The organism is Micromonospora coriariae, assembly GCF_900091455.1.
Taxonomy (GTDB): Bacteria; Actinomycetota; Actinomycetes; order Mycobacteriales; family Micromonosporaceae; genus Micromonospora; species Micromonospora coriariae.
The window spans coordinates 120,220-136,088 of record NZ_LT607412.1 but is presented as its reverse complement, the minus strand read 5'-3'; the positions used below and the strand labels follow the sequence as shown (position 1 = coordinate 136,088).

Sequence of the window (15,869 nt, the reverse complement as noted above, 5' to 3'; positions counted from 1 at the left end):
CCCTTGACCCAGGCGAACAGGCAGTGCCAGCATCATGCCCCATGCGATGTTCCGTGTGGCGGAACACGGTCACCCCAGGAGCTGACATGAGGAAGACCTGGACCCTGAGCCTCGCCTTGACCCTGCCGCTGGCCCTCGCCGCGTGTGGCGGGTCCGGGCCCGCCGGCACGACCAACGGCGGCGGTGCCCAGTCCGGTGGCACCATAAAGATCGGTTCTCTGCACCCGCTGAGCGGCGCGGCCGCGGCTGACGGCCAGCAGATGGACAACGGAGCCAAGCTGGCCGTCGAGGCCATCAACAACGCCGGTGGCATCAAGTCGCAGGGCGGCAAGAAGCTGGAACTGGTGAGCGCCGACACCCAGGGCAAGCCGGAGGTCGGCCAGAGCGAGGCGCAGCGCCTCATTCAGGACGGTGTGGTCGGCCTGGTCGGCACCTACCAGAGCGCGGTCACCGCGAACGTGTCCACGGTGGCCGAACGCAACAAGGTGCCGCTGGTGATCGATGTGTCCAGCGCGGACTCGATTCTCACCCAGGGCTACAAGTACACGTTCCGGGTGCAGCCCAGCTCCACCGTGCTCGGCACCGCCGGTGCGCAGTTCCTCGACCAGGTGGCCAAGGCGGCCAACCAGCCGGTCAAGACCGTGGCGGTGCTGCACGAGCAGGGCCCGTTCGGCAGCGCCGTACGTGATGCCTTCAAGGCCGAGGCGGAGAAGGCCGGCATCAAGGTCGGCCCGGCGCTCGCCTACGACGCCGCCAACGTCTCCGACCTGACCACCCAGGTCACCCAGGTCAAGGCCAGTGGCGCCGACGTGCTGATGGTGACCGGCTACTACCGCGACGGCGTGCTGGCGGCCAAGGCCGTCGCCACCGTCAAGCCGCCGGCCCTGAAGGCGGTCTACGGCGTCGCCAACGGTGCGTTCGACCTCCCGCAGTTCCCGAAGGAGGCGGGCGCCGCGGCCGAGGGCTTCTTCGACGCCAACTACCACCCCGACATGACCAACGCCGACACGCAGGCGCTGGCCAAGCTCTACCAGGAGCGTTACAACGACCAGATTCGCACCGGCGCGGTGCTCGCCTACGACTCGGTCAAGGTTATCGCCGACGCGCTGGAGCGGGCCGGCAGCGCCGAACCGGCCAAGGTGCGCGACGCGATCGCCAGCGGCTCGGTGCCGACCCTGATCGCCGGCAACGGCCCGATCAAGTTCGGCCCGACCGGAGAGAACGAGAACGCCACGCCCATTCTGATGCAGGTCCAGGGTGGCGTGGTCAAGCAGGTGTTCCCGGCCGACAAGGCGGAGGCGAAGCCCCTCTACCCCGCCTTCAAGAGCCAGTGACCTCGCCAGCCGACCAGGGTCACGCCGCCCCCGCCGGCAGCGGCGGCGGCGTGGCAACCCTGGATCCCGACGAGGTACGCGTGCCCACCGCCCGTACCGTGCCGTGGCTGCGGATCGCGGTGATCGCCGCGCTGGTCGTGCTCGCGGTCGTGCTCGCGTACGCCCGCTCCGGCAGCGGGGTGGTCGTCGTGCAGGCGGTGGCCACCGGTGTCCTGATCGGCGGCGTCTACGGCCTGATCGCGATGGGCCTCACGCTGATCTTCGGCGTCCTCGACATCGTCAACTTCGCGCACGGCAGCTTCCTGGCGCTGGCCTTGTTCCTCACGTTCGGGCTGACCCAGGCCGGGCTGCATCCCTACCTCGCGCTCGCCGTCAGCGTGCCGGCGATGTTCATACTCGGCATCCTGGTGCAGCGAGGCGTCCTGGCCGGCGCGATGGGCAAGCCGCTGGAGAACCAACTGCTGATCACGCTGGGCATCTCGCTGATCATCGAGAACGCGCTGCTGCTGTTCTTCGGCGGGAACCCCCGCTCGGTGGCCCTGCCCGGCGACCGCGGCGTGCCGATCTTCGAAGCGGTGGCCAACCTGTCCCGGATCCTCGCCTTCGTCGGCGCGCTGATCCTGGCCGGGGTGCTCTACCTACTGCTGCAGCGCACCCGGCTGGGCACCGCGATCCGCGCGGTGGCGGCCAACGACACCGGCGCGCAACTGGTCGGCATCGACACCCGGGTCATCTACGCGGTGACCTTCGCCCTCGGCACCGCCTGCGCCGGCGCCGCTGGCACACTCGTCGCCCCACTGGTCACCATCGAGCCCACCACCGGTTCGCTGTTCAACATCGTGGCCTTCGTGGTGGTGGTGCTGGGCGGCATGGGCAACGTCGTCGGCGCGCTGGTCGGCGGTCTGGTCATCGGGTTGGCCGAGCAGCTCGGCGGCATCTACCTGCCGGGACAGTCGCCCCTGCTGTCGGTGTTCATCGTCTTCGTGCTCGTGCTCTTCCTGCGCCCGCAGGGACTCTTCGGGAGGTCGGCATGACGACCACCACCGACACGCCGGCACCGGAGACAGCGGCCGGCAGGCCGCTGCCCCGCCTGCCGTGGACAAAGCACCTGGTCGCCATCGCGGTACTCGCCGTGCTGCTGGTGCCGCTGCCGCTGATCCTGCCGTCGGCGCAGGCATCGGTCGCGGTGCGGGTGCTCATCTTCGCCCTGATGAGCATCGGCTGGAACATGATGAGTGGCTTCGGCGGCATGTTCAGCTTCGGGCACGCGGCCTACTTCGGAATCGGCGCGTACACCAGCGCCTGGCTTTTGGTCGAGTATCGGGTGTCGCCGTGGATCGGGATGCTCGCCGGCATGATGATGGCCGCGGCGTTCGCCGCGCTGATCGGCTTTCTCGCGCTGCGGTACAAGCTGCGCGGCGCCTACTTCGCGCTGGCCACCTTCGCGTTCGCCGAGATGCTCCGGCTCTGGGCGACAAACAGCGACTTCGTCAACCGCGCGGTCGGCTACCACGTGCCGCTGCGTCCCGACAGCTCGTGGTGGTGGATCCAGTTCGAGCCAGCGTCGCCGAACTACTTCTGGATCGCGCTCGGGCTCACCGTCGCCGCACTGGTGATCAGCGTGCAGTTCGTCCGCTCGCGCGCCGGACAGTTCACCAAGGCCGCCCGCGACGACGAGGACGCGGCGGCAGCGGTCGGCATCCCGGTGATGCGCTACAAGCTGTTGACGATGGCGCTATCCGCAGCGATCACCTCTGTCGCCGGCGCCTTCTACGTGCAGTACTTCCTGTTCATTGATCCGGACCTGGCGTTCGGGTCGAGCGTGTCGATCCAGGCGATCCTGCCGGCCGTGATCGGCGGGGTGGCGACCATCTGGGGTCCGGTAATCGGCGCCGTGGTGATGGGCCCGCTCAACGACGTGACGGCGACGGTGCTGCGCAACCCGCCACCCGCGCTGGAGTTCCTGCAGGGGCGCAGCGGCCTGGACGTGATCGTCTACGGCACCCTGTTGATCATCATCGTGCTGCTCCTGCCGAAAGGCATCTACGGAACGATCCGCCAAAGGTGGTCCCGGCGATGACACTGCTTCGGGTCGACGGAATCTCCAAGTCGTTCAAGGGCCTGCGGGCGGTCGACGAGGTGAGCTTCGAGGTCGCCGAGGGCAGTATCCTCGGCGTCATCGGGGCCAACGGCGCCGGCAAGACAACGGTTTTCAACCTCATCGCGGGTGCGTTGCGGCCGGACACCGGCCGGGTGTACCTGGGCGGCAAGGAGATCACCGGGCACGCGCCGCACCAGGTGACCTCCGCGGGCATGACCCGGACGTTCCAGCTGATGCGGCCGTTCTATTCGATGACCGTGCTGGAGAACGTCACGATCGCGGTGCTGGCCGGCGGCGCCGCCAAGCGTACGGCCCGGACCGCCGCCGCCGAGCTGATCGATCGGGTCGGCCTCGGCCGGTGGCGCGACTCGGCGACCGAGGGCCTGCCCACCGCGGCCCTCAAGCGACTGGAGCTGGCCCGGGCGTTGGCCAGCAAACCCCGTGTGCTGTTGCTCGACGAGGTGCTGGCCGGCCTCGTGCCCGCGGAGCGGGCGCCGGTGATGGAGCTGCTGGAGCGGCTGCGCACCGAAGACGGCGTGACGCTCGTCTTCGTCGAACACATCATGGCTGCGGTCATGAGGCTGTCGGACTCGGTGCTCGTGCTCGATCTGGGCCGGGTGCTCACCTCGGGCCCACCGCAGGAGGTGACCCGTGATCCGCGGGTCATCGAGGCCTACCTCGGGGAGGACCCGCATGCTCACGCTTGAGGGGGTCAGCGCCGGCTACCACGGCCTGCAGATCCTGCACGAGCTCGACCTGCGGGTCGAGGAGGGCGAGATCGTGGCGATCGTCGGCGCCAACGGTGCCGGCAAGACCACCACGCTGAAGACCATTTCCGGGCTGGTCAAACCGACCGCGGGCACGATCACCTTCAACGGCGGACGGGCCGACGGCGTACGCCCGAGCGAGCTGGTCGCCCGTGGCCTGCTGCACGTGCCGGAGGGGCGGGCGCTGTTCGGGCCGCTCAGCGTCGAGGAGAACCTGCGGATGGGCGGCTGGACCCGTGGCCGCAAGCCGCTCGATGAGCCGTTGGGCGAGGTCTTCGGCCTGTTCCCGATCCTCGCCGAGCGGCGCGCCCAGGCCGCCGAGACGCTCAGTGGCGGGCAGCAGCAGATGCTCGCGATCGGCAGGGCGTTGATGGCCGGTCCACGGCTGTTGCTGCTCGACGAGCCGTCTACCGGCCTGTCGCCGAAGCTGACCTGGACCGTGCTCGACGCGATCAAGGCGATCCGCGACCGGGGCGTCTCGGTGCTGCTGGTCGAGCAGAACGCCGCGCACGCGCTCAACCTGGCCGACCGGGCGTACGTGCTGGAGAGCGGCAGCCTGGTCCTCGAAGGCCCGGGACCGCAGCTCGCCCGCGACGATCGGGTCCGAGCCGCCTACCTGGGGCTCTAACATGACGTCCACTGTGGAAGCGGTGGCCCGGCTCGGCACCTGGGCCGCCGGGCTCCGCTGGTCCGACGTCCCGGACACCGTCCGCGACCGGCTCGGGCTGGTGCTGCTCGACTCGCTCGGCGTGACCGTGGTCGGCGCTCGGCAGGCCGAGCAGCGGGCCCTGGTCGCCGCATGGCGTCCCGGGCCCGGTCCCGCGCCGCTGGTCGGGGCCGGTGCGACCACGACCGTCGAGGCGGCAGCCTGGCTGAACGCGAACGCGATGGCGCGGCTCGAGCTCGACGAGGGCCACAAGTACGCGAAGGGGCATCCGGCGGCGCACGCGCTGCCCGCGGTGCTGGCGCTCGCCGCCGACCTCGGCGCCTCCGGTCCAGAGACGATGTCGGCGCTGCTGGCGGCCTACGAGGTGGCAGCGCGTTTCGGCCGGGCCACCACCCTTCGGACCGGCGCGCATCCACACGGCAGCTGGGGCGTCGCGGGCGCGGCGGCCGGCTGTGCGCGGTTGCTCGGCCTGCCCGGTGAGGGCGTCGCCGCAGCGATCGACGCGGGCGCCGGCCTGCCGGTGGCCGGGCACTTCGCCAGCGCGCTGGACGGCAACCCAGTCCGCGACGCCTGGCTGGGAGCCGCCAACGTGTCCGGGTTGGCGGCGGCGCGGATGGCCGCGGCCGGCGTCGCCCGCAACACCGGTACGCCCTCGTTGTCGCTCGGCGACGTGCTCGGCCGGTTCGAGCCCGCGCCGCTCACCGACGGGCTCGGCACCCGGTGGGACGTACAGCTCGGCTATTTCAAGCGGCACGCGTCCTGCTCGTTCACCCACCCGGCGGCCGACGCGGCCCTGCTGATGCGGGCCGACGGGCTGACGCTGGACGCCATCGAGGGGGTCCTGGTCGAGACCCACTCGCTGGCCGGCGGGCTCGGCCGGACGAGCTGGGACAGCCGGTTGGCCGCCCTGTTCTCGACGCCGTTCGTGGTGGCCGCCGCGCTGGTGCACGGCACCGTCGACCCCGCCGTCTCCGCCGACGACCAGCGCGACGACCCGCGCGTACGCGCACTGGCCGCCAAGGTGGTGCTGCGGGTGGCTCCGGACCTCGACGCCCGACTGCCCGACGAGCGTGCGGCCCGCGTCACCGTCCGCACCCTCGGCGGGCCACCCAAGGTGATTGAGGTGCCCAACCCGGTCGGCGACGCGGCCTACCACCCGATGACCGAGGGCGACGTGCTCGCGCTGCTCGGACGCCTGCTCGACCCCGACGCTGTCCGAGCCGTGCACGAGGTCGCCGCCGGCCTGGCTGGCACCACCGACGTCGGGCCCGACCTGCGCCGGCTAGCCGAAATCTAGGAGAGAGAGACCGTGCGGATCTACGCGGTGACCCCGATCCATGTCGACGCCGAGGAACTGGCCCGCCGGCAGGCGCGCTATGCCGCGCTCTCGCCGCCGGGCGTCGACGTCGTACTGCACGACATCGGAGCGGACGCACCGCGTGCGCTGGACACCGACGCGCAGGTGCGGCAGAGCGAGGCGCTGGTCACCGCGGCGCTGCGCGGCGCGCCGGCCGGATTCGACGCGCTGCTGCCGGACTGCGTGCTTGACCCCGGTGTGGCGGACCTCGCCGGCATCCTGCCGGTGCCGGTCTTCGGACTGCTCCGTCTCAGCCTCGGATGGGCTGTGCTGAGCGGGCGCGGGTGCGCGGCGGTGGCCCGCAACAAGGCGATCGCCGACGAGATCACGGCCCGGGCCGGGGTTTACGGCTGGTCGGACGACCTCCTCGGCGTCGAGGTGCTCGACCTTGACGTGCACGCGATCGCCGACACCTCCCGCTGGGCCAGCACACTCGGCGTCGCCGTCGGCACGCTTGCCGCGGGCGGCGCGCGTTCGGTGATCAACGGCTGCTCGGCCGTCGACCTGTCGGCCGGCGTCAGCCTGCCAGCTCGTGTCGTGGACCCGACGGCCCTGGCGCTACGGCTCATCGGAGCCGGGGAGGTGGGCGCGTGACCGGACCCGACCTCGTAGTCGCCGGCGCCGGTGGAGGCCTGGTCGCCGCCCTGCGCGCCGTCCAGCTCGGCCTCGACGTGTTGGTGGTCGAGGCCAGCGAGCACTTCCGCCGAGGCAACAACACCTCGATGTCGACCGCGATGATCCCGGGCGCCGGCTCGCGGTGGCAGCGGGCCGCCGGCGTCGACGACTCGGCCGAGCTGTTCGCGGCGGACGTCGCGCGCAAGACCAAGGGGCAGGGCGACCAGAGGCTCGCCCGTGCGCTCGGCGCGGTGAGCGCCGAGCTGGTCGAGTGGCTGGCTGACAGCGTCGGGCTGGAGCTGTCGCTGGTGACCGACTTCCACTACCCGGGCCACTCGGTCGATCGCTGCCACACCGTGGAGGGCCGGCACGGCAGCGTGCTGCTCGACCACCTGGTCCAGCGGCTGGGCAGGGCCGGCATCGACATGCTGGTCCCGGCCCGACTCGTCGACGTGGTCGTCGACGCCGGCGCGGTTCTGGCCGCCGTGGTCGAGCGACCGGACGGCACACGCGAGGAAATCCCGACCCGGGCGGTGCTGCTGGCCACCAACGGCTACGGCGCCGACCGGTCCCTCGTCGGCGAGCACCTGCCGGAGATCGCCAGGGCGGTCTACCACGGCAGTGAGATGTCCCGCGGCGACGCGCTGCGGATCGGCACCGAGCTCGGCGCGCAGAGCGCCTTCCTCGACGCGTACCAGGGGCATGCGGCCCTTTCGGCCCGCTCCGCGACGCTGGTCGGCTGGGCGACCGTGATGCACGGCGGTTTCCTCCTGGACACCACCGGACGGCGGTTCGGTGACGAGACGACCGGCTATTCCGAGTACGCCGCCGCGCTCGCGGCCCGCCCGGACGCGTTCGGTTGGCTGGTACTGGACCGCCGGATCCACGACGCCTGCCTCGCGTTCACCGACTTCCGGCAGAGCGTGGAGTCGGGCGCGCTGCTGGACGCGGCCGACGAGGCCGCCCTGTCGTCGGTCACCGGGCTGCCGGCCGAGGCCGTGGCCGTGGAGCTCGCCGAGACGGCCGCGGTGGCTCGCGGCGAGCGTGCCGACCGGTTCGGCCGCACCTTCTTCGAAGCACCACTGGAGCCGCCGTACCTCGCCGCCCGGGTGGTGCCAGCACTCTTTCACACCCAGGGCGGCCTGGTGGTCGACGAGCATGCCCGGGTGCTGCGCCCGGGCGGCGTGCCGATCCCCGGGCTCTACGCCTCGGGCGGTGCGGCGGCCGGCATCTCCGGCCAGGGCGCGGCCGGCTACCTGGCCGGCAACGGCCTCCTGCCCGCCCTCGGCCTCGCCTACCTCGCGGCGAACCACGTCGCTCGAACCACGGGAGAAAACGCATGAAACTGCTGGAAACCCTGATCAAGAACGTAACCGTGGTCCGGCCTGATGCCGGCTCGCCCGACGGCGACCGGCTCGACATCGGCATCGCCGGCGGCAAGGTGGTGCGGGTGGAGGCCGACATCCCGGCCGACGAGGCACAGACCGTCGTGGACGGGCGCGGCCGCCTCGCGTACCCGGGTGCGGTCGACGCCCACCAGCACTGGGGCATCTACAACTCGCTGGCCGAGGACACCGCCACCGAGAGCCGCGCCAGCGCCCAGGGCGGCGTGACGACCGGACTGACCTACATGCGCACGGGGCAGTACTACCTCAACCGGGGTGGCTCGTACGCCGAGTTCTTCCCCCAGGTGCTGGCAGCCTCGGAAGGGCGCTCGTTCATCGACTACGGATTCCACCTCGCGCCGATGATGAAGGAGCACATCGACGAGATCCCGTCGATCATCGAGAACTTCGGCGTCACCTCCTTCAAGATCTTCATGTTCTACGGCAGCCACGGGCTGCACGGGCGGTCCAGCGACCAGAGTTCGTTCCTGATGATCCCGCCGAACGAACGCTACGACCTCGCTCACTTCGAGTTCGTGATGCGCGGCGTGCAGGCGGCCCGGGAGAAGCTGACCGAGGCGGCGCCGCACGTGTCGCTGTCGCTGCACTGCGAGACCGCCGAGATCATGACCGCCTACACGAAGCTGGTCGAGCAGGACGCATCATTGCAGGGCCTGGCCGCCTACAGCGCGTCACGGCCGCCGCATTCGGAAGGGCTCGCGGTGACGATTGCGGCGTTCCTGGCCGACGAGACCGGGCTGCCCAACATCAACCTGCTGCACCTCTCCTCGCGCAAGGCCCTGCGGGCGGCGATGTTGATGGCGAGGACGTTCCCGCATGTCGACTTCCGCCGCGAGGTCACCCTCGGGCACCTGCTGGCCAGTGTGGACAGCGCGCACGGCCTTGGCGGCAAGGTGAACCCGCCGCTGCGCCCGCAGGAGGACGTGCAGGCGCTCTGGGAGTACGTGCTCGACGGCAGCGTCGACTGGGTGGTCAGTGACCACGCGTGCTGCAAGGACGAAACGAAGTTCGGCGACCCGCGCGACGACATCTTCGCCGCGAAGTCGGGCTTCGGCGGCGCCGAATACCTGCTGCCCGGCCTGGTCTCGGAAGGGCGCAAGCGCGGCCTGTCGCACCAGCGGATCGCGCAGTTGGTCGCCTGGAACCCGGCCCGCCGCTACGGCCTGCCCGGCAAGGGCACGATCGGGGTGGGCTTCGACGCCGACCTGTGCCTCGTGGAGAACACCACCTGGACCGTGCACGCTGCCGACTCCGAGTCGACCCAGGAGTACACGCCGTTCGAGGGCTTCGAACTCGGTGCCCGCGTCACCGACACCTGGGTTCGGGGGCAGCGCGTGCTCGACGCCGGCAACATCGTCGGCACCCCGAGCGGCCGCTACGTGCACCGTCCGTACCAGGGGTGAGCATGTCCAGTGTGAACGACGGACCACTGGCCGGCCTGCGGGTGCTCGACCTGTCGACCATCCTGGCCGGCCCGCTGGTGGCGCAGCTGCTCGGCGACTTCGGCGCCGAGGTCATCAAGGTCGAGCACCCGAGCCGCGGGGACGGCATGCGCGGGCACGGGTTGGCCAAGGACGACCAGCCGCTGTGGTGGAAGATGGTGGCCCGCAACAAGCGGACGATCGGGCTCTATCTCGGTGACCCGGCCGGAGCGGAGATCTTCCGCAAGCTCGCCGCCACCGCCGACGTCGTGATCGAGAACTTCCGGCCCGGCACGCTGGAGCGCTGGGGCCTCGGCTACGACGTGCTCTCCGCGGACAATCCGCGGCTGATCCTGCTGCGGGTCACCGGCTTCGGTCAGTCCGGCCCGTACGCGGCGCGGCCGGCCTTCGGCACGCTCGTCGAGTCGATGAGCGGTTTCGCTCACCTGACCGGCGAACCGAACGGCCCACCAACGCTGCCAGCGTTCGGTCTGGCCGACTCGATCGCCGGGATGGCGGGTGCGGCGGCGGTCTCGATGGCGCTGTTCCAGCGGGAGAAGGACGGCCACGGTCAGGAGATCGACCTCGACCTGCTCAGCCCCATCATGACGGCGGTCGGTCCCGGCGTGATCTACGCCGACCAGCTCGGCATCGACCAGCAGCGCACCGGCAACCGATCGGTCAACAACGCGCCGCGCAACACCTACCGCACCGCTGACGGGCATTGGGTGGCCATTTCCACCAGCGCCGACAGCATCGCTCGACGAGTGCTGACGCTGGTCGGCCACCCGGAGGTGATCGACGAGCCGTGGTTCGCCACCGGACGCCAGCGGGCGCAGCACGCCGACCTGCTCGACGGCTACGTGGGGGAGTGGATCGGGGCGCGGACCCGCGACGAGGTGCTGCGCGCGTTCGAGGAGGCGGGGGCGGCGGTGGCGCCGGTCTACAAGCCGAGCGAGTTGCTCGACGACCCGCAGGTGCGGGCATTGGATCTGGTGACCACGGTGGACGACCCTGACCTGGGGCCGGTCCGGATGCAGAACGTGCTGTGGCGGATGAATCGTACGCCGGGCCGGATCCGGTTCACCGGGCGCGCACTGGGTGCAGACACCGACGCGGTACTCGGCGACGAGCTGGGCCTGTCGGTGGAGGAGTTGGCGGCCCTGCGGGAACGCGACGTACTTGGTTAGGTACCGCCTATTACGGCTGCCACCGTTTGGGATGTGGCTGGTGGGGGCCAGGTAGACGAGGTGCGGCCACCGCGTGATCGTCTGTATGTTGTGGACACACTTTCAGATCTGGCGGTGGCCGCGTGCTGAGGTCAAGACGCGTTGGCAGTTGGCGGAGCAGGCCGGGCATGCCCGGCCGGATGCGATGCAAGGGTTGTAGAGACTTCTTCGACCGCGAAGTCCAACTCCGCGCCGGCGGCAGTGTCCAGGTCAGAGTGCTGCCGGTGTGGGTGCACCCGGCCGGTGGGCGGGTTGGAACAGTTCGACGAGGTTGCCGGCGGGGTCGGTGAGCAGGATTTGGCGGCCGCCGGGACCAGCAATTACGTCGCTGCGGAACGACAGTCCCGTGCTGTGCAGTCGGTCGATCTCGGCATCCAGGTCGTCGGTGATCAGTTGGATGCGGTTGCGTCCGGCGGTGGTCGTGTCGTCGGGGGTGGCGCGGGCGCCCGAACTGGCTGGGCCGGACAGCAGCAGCCGCAACGGGCCGCGCACGACGTCTGCGAAGGCGGGCGCGGCGCTGGTGTTCAGGGTGAAGCCGAGGTGGATGGTGTAGAAGTCCACGGCCGTCTGGACGTCATCAACGAGGTAGCGGACGCTGGCGTACTGCTCGTGTGCTGTCACTGCTGAATCTCCTTCAAGGGCGGGCGGCGGTGAGGACGGGCAGCAGGTGTCTGATGCGGGTGTCGATGTCGGCCGCGGTCTGCTGGAAGGCGGGGTAGCTGGCCTGGTCGGTGTCGCCGGCCGTGGCGGGGTCGGAGATGCTCCAGTGCACCCGCCGAGGATGGTCCGGAAAGTCAGGGCAGGCCTCGCGGGCCTTGTCACACAAGCTGATCACGTAGTCGAACCGACGGCCGGTCACCGTGTCCAGGTGTCGGGGGCGCTGGGCGGTGATGTCGATGCCGAACTCATCGCGTAGCAGGCGTACGGCGTTGGGATGAAGGCGGGGCTTGGGGCGGCTGCCGGCGCTGGCCACCTCGACCTGGCCGCCGGCGCGGTGGCGTAGCAGAGCTTCGGCGATCGGTGAGCGCGCGCCGTTGCCAGTGCACACGAACAGCACGCCGAGGCGGGGGGAGCGCCGCAGGTCGACCAGAGGTATGCGCGGCGCATGCTCTCGATGCAGCGCCGGGTGCAGTGCGGAGCCGGATTCGGCCAGCGCGTCTGCGCAGCGGTCCAGATCCAGGTGGTAATAGCTGTCGCGGCCGTCGAAGCTGCTGCGTGTGGCGGTGACCAGCCCGCTGTCACGCAGCAGGCGCAGATGGTAGGAGACCAGGTTCTGCGGCTCACCTACCAGCGTCACCAACTCCCGGACCCGGTAGTCGCTGTCGGCGAGCTCGGTCAGCAGCCGCCACCGCAGCGGATGGGCCGCCAAGCGCACAAACGCCGGGGCGGCTTGATTCGACGACGCCATGACAGCAAGATACATCAAACAGGCTTGATGGAATAGCCAGGTGTTGGGGACGTGGGTGGTGGCCGAGCCCTGGCTCATGGCGATAGCAGCCAGGTACTGGACTTGGCCTGGAGACCATGTCGATCTTGGGTGGTCGCTTCATGGTGCACCTTGACCCTGGGGCCACAACTTCGGCAGGCATGCTTGCCGGCTTGTATTGCGAGGTCCCGCTCGCAGTGCCCTCGCTCTGCCGGACTTGACTAATTTGGGCCGCGCTGATTCATGCCATCCGGCCTTCGCGAGCCCTGATAAGGGCCTGGGTCGTCAGCGCTGCGGCAAGAAAGACCGCGGCGAGGATGGCCCAGCCCGCCGCGCCGTGTTCGATGGCGGCGGTGACGACCAGGGGCGCGAGCATGGCGCCGAGTGCTGCGCCGGTCTGGCTGACGCCCTGGTAGGCGCCGGCGTTGGCAGGGTCGGCCAGTTCGAAGGCGAGTGTCCAGCTGCCGGCCTCGGAGAGGATCTCCGCGAGACTGTGCGCGATGGCTGCGAGGACCAGGACTGCCACGGCGATCGCGAGTGAGCCCCCAGCGGCGATGGCGTACAGGGCGCAGGCGAGCGCCAGGAGTGCGCCGGCCTGCGCGATCGCGCGGCCGGAGGAATGCAGGTCGGTTGTTCGGTGTGCCGCCCAGAGCTGCAGGACCGACACGATGGCGGTGTTCGCGGCCAGCAGCACCGCCACGGTCACCGTTGGCGTCCGGGTATGGCCACCGACCCACAGTGGCATCCCGACCGTCAATAGTCCGAACTGCATTGACAGGAGGGCGTAGAGGGCGGTGATCGCCAGATAGGTGCGGTCTCGCAGCGGTGAGCGTCGCATTGGCCGACCGGATTGGTTCCGTTGTGCCGGATCGGTGTCTACGTGGGTCGCCTGGGGCTGCCGCCGTGCCCGGACGAGCGTGTAGGCGGCAACGAGCGTCAACGCGCCGGTGGCCAACATGGCCACCTGGTACGCGGATCTCGTGTCGATGGCCAGGGCGATCGCCGCCAGCGCGGTTCCCAGGGCGATGAAGACATTCATCACGACCCGCAGCCGGGCCCGCATGGCGAGCCGGTCTGCCGCGGTGAAGGACTCCGCAATCATCGTCGTGAGAGCGGTGCGCTGCATGGCCTGTCCGCAGACCGCGACGCTCGCGACGACGACGAACGCAGCCGGTGTCCGGGCCAACAGGTAAGCAAGCAGCGCTACACCCTGTCCGGCGGTGGCCAGAACCATCACCTGCCGCGCGCCGATCGCCCGGGCAAGGTAGCCGGCGCCCAGCGCCGCTCCGACCCCGAGGCATCCGGCGATGGTCAGCCCGAGCCCGACGGTCGTGGCGGGGAAGCCGGCGACGCGCGTGAAGTACAGCACGCTGACGCTGAAGAACACGCCCTTTGACAGTGAGGACGCGATCGTCGACCAGGTCAGCGCCCGGGCGGTCGGGTCGACCGGGTTCAGGTATGGGGCAAGCCACTGCGTGATTGACGGCCGCCGGACCGTTGCGAGAAGCATGGCGGCAGTTGTCGCACTGTCCGGCCCCTGGCCGCCAATGATGTAGCGTTGTGCTTCATGGTCCGCTACGAGTTGGTCGATAACGACTTGGCTGACGTCCGGTTCGCGGTGTCGCCACTCAACGAGGTGGTGCTGTCGCTGCGAGCGTGGCGAGACCCGGGTCGCTATCCCCTGCATCTGCGTTGGGTGCGCTCGGTCAACGAGTCGCGAAGCGCGCTGGACCACGAGACACTGCTGGCCCTGACTGATTCGAGACTTTGGACGCCTGACTTCCTCAATCCCCGGCCGTCCTCCCCGCTGACCCACTTCGATGATGAACTGGCGAGGCTGGGCGCCATCGACCCGGCCGTGGTCGTCCGCGACCTGCGGGCCGTGCACAGTGCGGGGTCGCTGCCCCGCGCGTTGCGTGGTCCCGTCCCTCGGGTGCTGTCCAGGATCATCGACGCGCTGGCCGGCTACTGGCGGCACTGCTTTGCGCCGCACTGGCCGCGCATGCGGGCTCTCCTTGAGGGCGATGTGACGTTCCGCGCGCGGCAGATCTCCCAACACGGACTTGCGGCAATGTTCAACGGGCTCTCGCCTGCAGTCCGGCTCGTCGACGCGACCGTCGAGGTGCGGCTGCGATCCCGTCTGCAATACACGCGGGCGACCAACGGCGGCCTGACCCTCGTGCCGAGCCTCTGGACGCTCAACGCATCGACGCCGGCCTCCGAAGCCGAACCGCCGATGATCATCTATGCGGGGCGTGGGGTGGCGACACTGTGGGAGCCGCAGCCGCTGGCCGCGCCCGGCGCGTTGGCGGCTCTGCTGGGCGTTGTCCGGGCCGGTCTGCTCGTCGCGTTGGAGACGCCGGCGTCATCCACCGAACTCGCGTCCCGCCTCGGCGTCACGCCAACTGCGGTCAACCAGCACCTGCGCGCGCTGCGCGACGGTGGTCTGCTTGTCGGGGTACGCGACGGCCGGTCCGTGCTCTACCGCCGTTCCCCGCTCGGTGACCGCATGGTAGCGCCCGACCCTGCCTCCTGGCCGGGGTGAACTGTTTGGCGGGCCGACGATCGCGGTGCCGACGGCGGACGGGCGCCGAGTAACCCGTCGAACAGGGCTGCCAGCTCGGTCATGTTGCGTCGGTTGAACAGCAGGAGCAGCCCGGCCGGCATCCACACCGGTCACCCTCGCCGGCGCCATGCCCACCCGTCGCGGTATCAGCGAGGGAAGCGGTCAGCGGGACCGCGCAGCAGGTGTCACCACGCCACGCCTCGCGGCACTCCTTGACCGCCACCCCGCAGCGATGACCAGCGCGGCGATCGGGTCGGCCAGGACAACCCGAACAGGCTGTTCAGTCCCAGGCCTACGAGCAGGACGGCGGACAGGTAGGTGCACAGCAGGGTCTGCTTGGAGTCCGCAACCATGCTGGAGTGCCCGGCCTCGGCGCCGCCAACCAGCGCCCGCACCGACTCCACCGTCACGTACGCGGCGAGAGCGAAGAACGATATCGCGATGATCCGCAGCGCCGCCTTCTCCCGTGCCTCCGGGTCGCGGCCGGCGACCCACGACGTAGCGTCCGCAAACGCGCCGGCGCCGGTGTCGCTGGCGAGCCCGGTGTCCGTCGAGCGATGGATACCCGTCCTCGCCCGAGCGGCACCGTGCGTGCACGTTGGCCGATCTTGGATCAGGTGGTCGGGCGGACGACGGCGTGTTCGATGAGTGCAACGGTGGCCCGGGGGTCGGCGACTTCGACGATGAGCCGGGCGTAGCGCTCGTCGTGCAGCTCGATGACGATGGCCTTAGCCGCATCGCGGACGTCCCAGAAAATCCGTTCGCCGTCGATGCGGAAGGTGCCGGCGGTGATGACGCCCGGCACGTGGGCGCCGGGGGAGCGGATGCCCTTCGGTTCCTTGATTACGCCCGGATCGGCGGTAGCGCCACGGACGTTGACAATCGGGATCTCCAGGCGGCTTTTGAGCGCCCACAGCTTGTCGAGTCCTTCGATCTCGACGACCAGAGTGTCGCCGTCGATGCGTACCTGAGCCATGGAT

Annotated in this window: 15 protein-coding genes and 1 pseudogene; 11 read left to right on the top strand and 5 right to left on the bottom strand. The window is 70.2% G+C overall.

Going from position 1 to position 15,869, the window contains the following annotated elements; all coding sequences use genetic code 11:
* Positions 1–86 precede the first annotated feature (86 nt).
* Genes GA0070607_RS00630 through GA0070607_RS00585 form a run of 10 tightly spaced genes read left to right on the top strand, consistent with a single transcriptional unit; the run spans position 87 to position 10,858 of the window.
* Positions 87–1,334, top strand: coding sequence for an ABC transporter substrate-binding protein (locus GA0070607_RS00630; RefSeq protein ID WP_089016413.1), 1,248 nt, complete (start codon positions 87–89; stop codon positions 1,332–1,334).
* Positions 1,335–1,384: 50 nt separating this feature from the next.
* Entirely contained in the window at positions 1,385–2,368 is a 984-nt protein-coding gene (locus GA0070607_RS00625; RefSeq protein WP_089021561.1) for a branched-chain amino acid ABC transporter permease, read from the top strand.
* On the top strand, positions 2,365–3,414 hold the full coding sequence (locus tag GA0070607_RS00620) for a branched-chain amino acid ABC transporter permease (protein WP_089016412.1): 1,050 nt from the start codon (positions 2,365–2,367) through the stop codon (positions 3,412–3,414). The genes GA0070607_RS00625 and GA0070607_RS00620 overlap by 4 nt, the downstream gene beginning before the upstream one ends.
* Positions 3,411–4,142: an ABC transporter ATP-binding protein gene (locus GA0070607_RS00615; RefSeq protein WP_089021560.1), complete on the top strand. Its 732-nt coding sequence runs from the start codon at positions 3,411–3,413 to the stop codon at positions 4,140–4,142. Before GA0070607_RS00620 ends, GA0070607_RS00615 begins: the two co-directional genes overlap by 4 nt.
* Positions 4,129–4,830: an ABC transporter ATP-binding protein gene (locus GA0070607_RS00610; RefSeq protein WP_089016411.1), complete on the top strand. Its 702-nt coding sequence runs from the start codon at positions 4,129–4,131 to the stop codon at positions 4,828–4,830. The genes GA0070607_RS00615 and GA0070607_RS00610 overlap by 14 nt, the downstream gene beginning before the upstream one ends.
* 1 nt (position 4,831) lies before the next feature.
* The gene (locus GA0070607_RS00605; RefSeq protein WP_089016410.1) at positions 4,832–6,166 is read left to right on the top strand and encodes an MmgE/PrpD family protein; all 1,335 of its coding nucleotides are present in this window, start codon (positions 4,832–4,834) and stop codon (positions 6,164–6,166) included.
* 12 nt (positions 6,167–6,178) lie between these two features.
* Positions 6,179–6,820 (top strand): aspartate/glutamate racemase family protein, encoded by a 642-nt coding sequence (locus GA0070607_RS00600; protein ID WP_089016409.1) that lies wholly within the window; start codon positions 6,179–6,181, stop codon positions 6,818–6,820.
* The gene (locus GA0070607_RS00595; protein WP_089016408.1) at positions 6,817–8,184 is read left to right on the top strand and encodes an FAD-dependent oxidoreductase; all 1,368 of its coding nucleotides are present in this window, start codon (positions 6,817–6,819) and stop codon (positions 8,182–8,184) included. The genes GA0070607_RS00600 and GA0070607_RS00595 overlap by 4 nt, the downstream gene beginning before the upstream one ends.
* A complete protein-coding gene (locus tag GA0070607_RS00590) occupies positions 8,181–9,650 on the top strand; it encodes a dihydroorotase (protein WP_089016407.1) in 1,470 nt (489 codons plus the stop codon). Before GA0070607_RS00595 ends, GA0070607_RS00590 begins: the two co-directional genes overlap by 4 nt.
* 11 nt (positions 9,651–9,661) lie before the next feature.
* Positions 9,662–10,858: a CaiB/BaiF CoA transferase family protein gene (locus GA0070607_RS00585; protein ID WP_231930706.1), complete on the top strand. Its 1,197-nt coding sequence runs from the start codon at positions 9,662–9,664 to the stop codon at positions 10,856–10,858.
* 249 nt (positions 10,859–11,107) lie between these two features.
* Here the strand turns inward: GA0070607_RS00585 and GA0070607_RS00580 are convergent, their stop codons facing one another.
* The 3 genes from GA0070607_RS00580 to GA0070607_RS00570 all read right to left on the bottom strand — a co-directional run bounded on the left by GA0070607_RS00580 (position 11,108) and on the right by GA0070607_RS00570 (position 13,833).
* On the bottom strand, positions 11,108–11,518 hold the full coding sequence (locus GA0070607_RS00580) for a VOC family protein (RefSeq protein ID WP_089016405.1): 411 nt from the start codon (positions 11,516–11,518) through the stop codon (positions 11,108–11,110).
* A 13-nt stretch (positions 11,519–11,531) separates the two neighbouring features.
* On the bottom strand, positions 11,532–12,383 hold the full coding sequence (locus tag GA0070607_RS00575; RefSeq protein WP_231930704.1) for an arsenate reductase/protein-tyrosine-phosphatase family protein: 852 nt from the start codon (positions 12,381–12,383) through the stop codon (positions 11,532–11,534).
* A gap of 181 nt (positions 12,384–12,564) precedes the next feature.
* Positions 12,565–13,833 carry an MFS transporter gene (locus GA0070607_RS00570; protein WP_089016403.1) on the bottom strand — a complete coding sequence of 423 codons (1,269 nt, stop codon included), beginning with the start codon at positions 13,831–13,833 and terminating at the stop codon, positions 12,565–12,567.
* A 57-nt stretch (positions 13,834–13,890) separates the two neighbouring features.
* Between GA0070607_RS00570 and GA0070607_RS00565 the strand changes: the two genes are divergently transcribed.
* The gene (locus tag GA0070607_RS00565) at positions 13,891–14,868 is read left to right on the top strand and encodes an ArsR/SmtB family transcription factor (protein WP_089016402.1); all 978 of its coding nucleotides are present in this window, start codon (positions 13,891–13,893) and stop codon (positions 14,866–14,868) included.
* 79 nt (positions 14,869–14,947) lie between these two features.
* Here GA0070607_RS00565 and GA0070607_RS00560 read toward each other — a convergent pair.
* Positions 14,948–15,404: pseudogene (locus GA0070607_RS00560) on the bottom strand (cation transporter); the annotation flags it as partial.
* Between the two features lie 98 nt (positions 15,405–15,502).
* On the bottom strand, positions 15,503–15,865 hold the full coding sequence (locus GA0070607_RS00555; protein ID WP_089016401.1) for a hypothetical protein: 363 nt from the start codon (positions 15,863–15,865) through the stop codon (positions 15,503–15,505).
* Positions 15,866–15,869 lie beyond the last annotated feature (4 nt).

What these genes read in the sequence shown, in the direction of transcription:
- GA0070607_RS00630 (WP_089016413.1), top strand. Translation starts at nt 87, where the DNA reads ATGAGGAAGACCTGGACCCTGAGCCTCGCCTTGACCCTGCCGCTGGCC.
- GA0070607_RS00620 (WP_089016412.1), top strand. Translation starts at nt 2,365, where the DNA reads ATGACGACCACCACCGACACGCCGGCACCGGAGACAGCGGCCGGCAGG.
- GA0070607_RS00615 (WP_089021560.1), top strand. Translation starts at nt 3,411, where the DNA reads ATGACACTGCTTCGGGTCGACGGAATCTCCAAGTCGTTCAAGGGCCTG.
- GA0070607_RS00610 (WP_089016411.1), top strand. Translation starts at nt 4,129, where the DNA reads ATGCTCACGCTTGAGGGGGTCAGCGCCGGCTACCACGGCCTGCAGATC.
- GA0070607_RS00605 (WP_089016410.1), top strand. Translation starts at nt 4,832, where the DNA reads ATGACGTCCACTGTGGAAGCGGTGGCCCGGCTCGGCACCTGGGCCGCC.
- GA0070607_RS00590 (WP_089016407.1), top strand. Translation starts at nt 8,181, where the DNA reads ATGAAACTGCTGGAAACCCTGATCAAGAACGTAACCGTGGTCCGGCCT.
- GA0070607_RS00575 (WP_231930704.1), bottom strand. Translation starts at nt 12,383, where the DNA reads ATGAGCCAGGGCTCGGCCACCACCCACGTCCCCAACACCTGGCTATTC.
- GA0070607_RS00570 (WP_089016403.1), bottom strand. Translation starts at nt 13,833, where the DNA reads ATGCTTCTCGCAACGGTCCGGCGGCCGTCAATCACGCAGTGGCTTGCC.
- GA0070607_RS00565 (WP_089016402.1), top strand. Translation starts at nt 13,891, where the DNA reads ATGGTCCGCTACGAGTTGGTCGATAACGACTTGGCTGACGTCCGGTTC.
- GA0070607_RS00555 (WP_089016401.1), bottom strand. Translation starts at nt 15,865, where the DNA reads ATGGCTCAGGTACGCATCGACGGCGACACTCTGGTCGTCGAGATCGAA.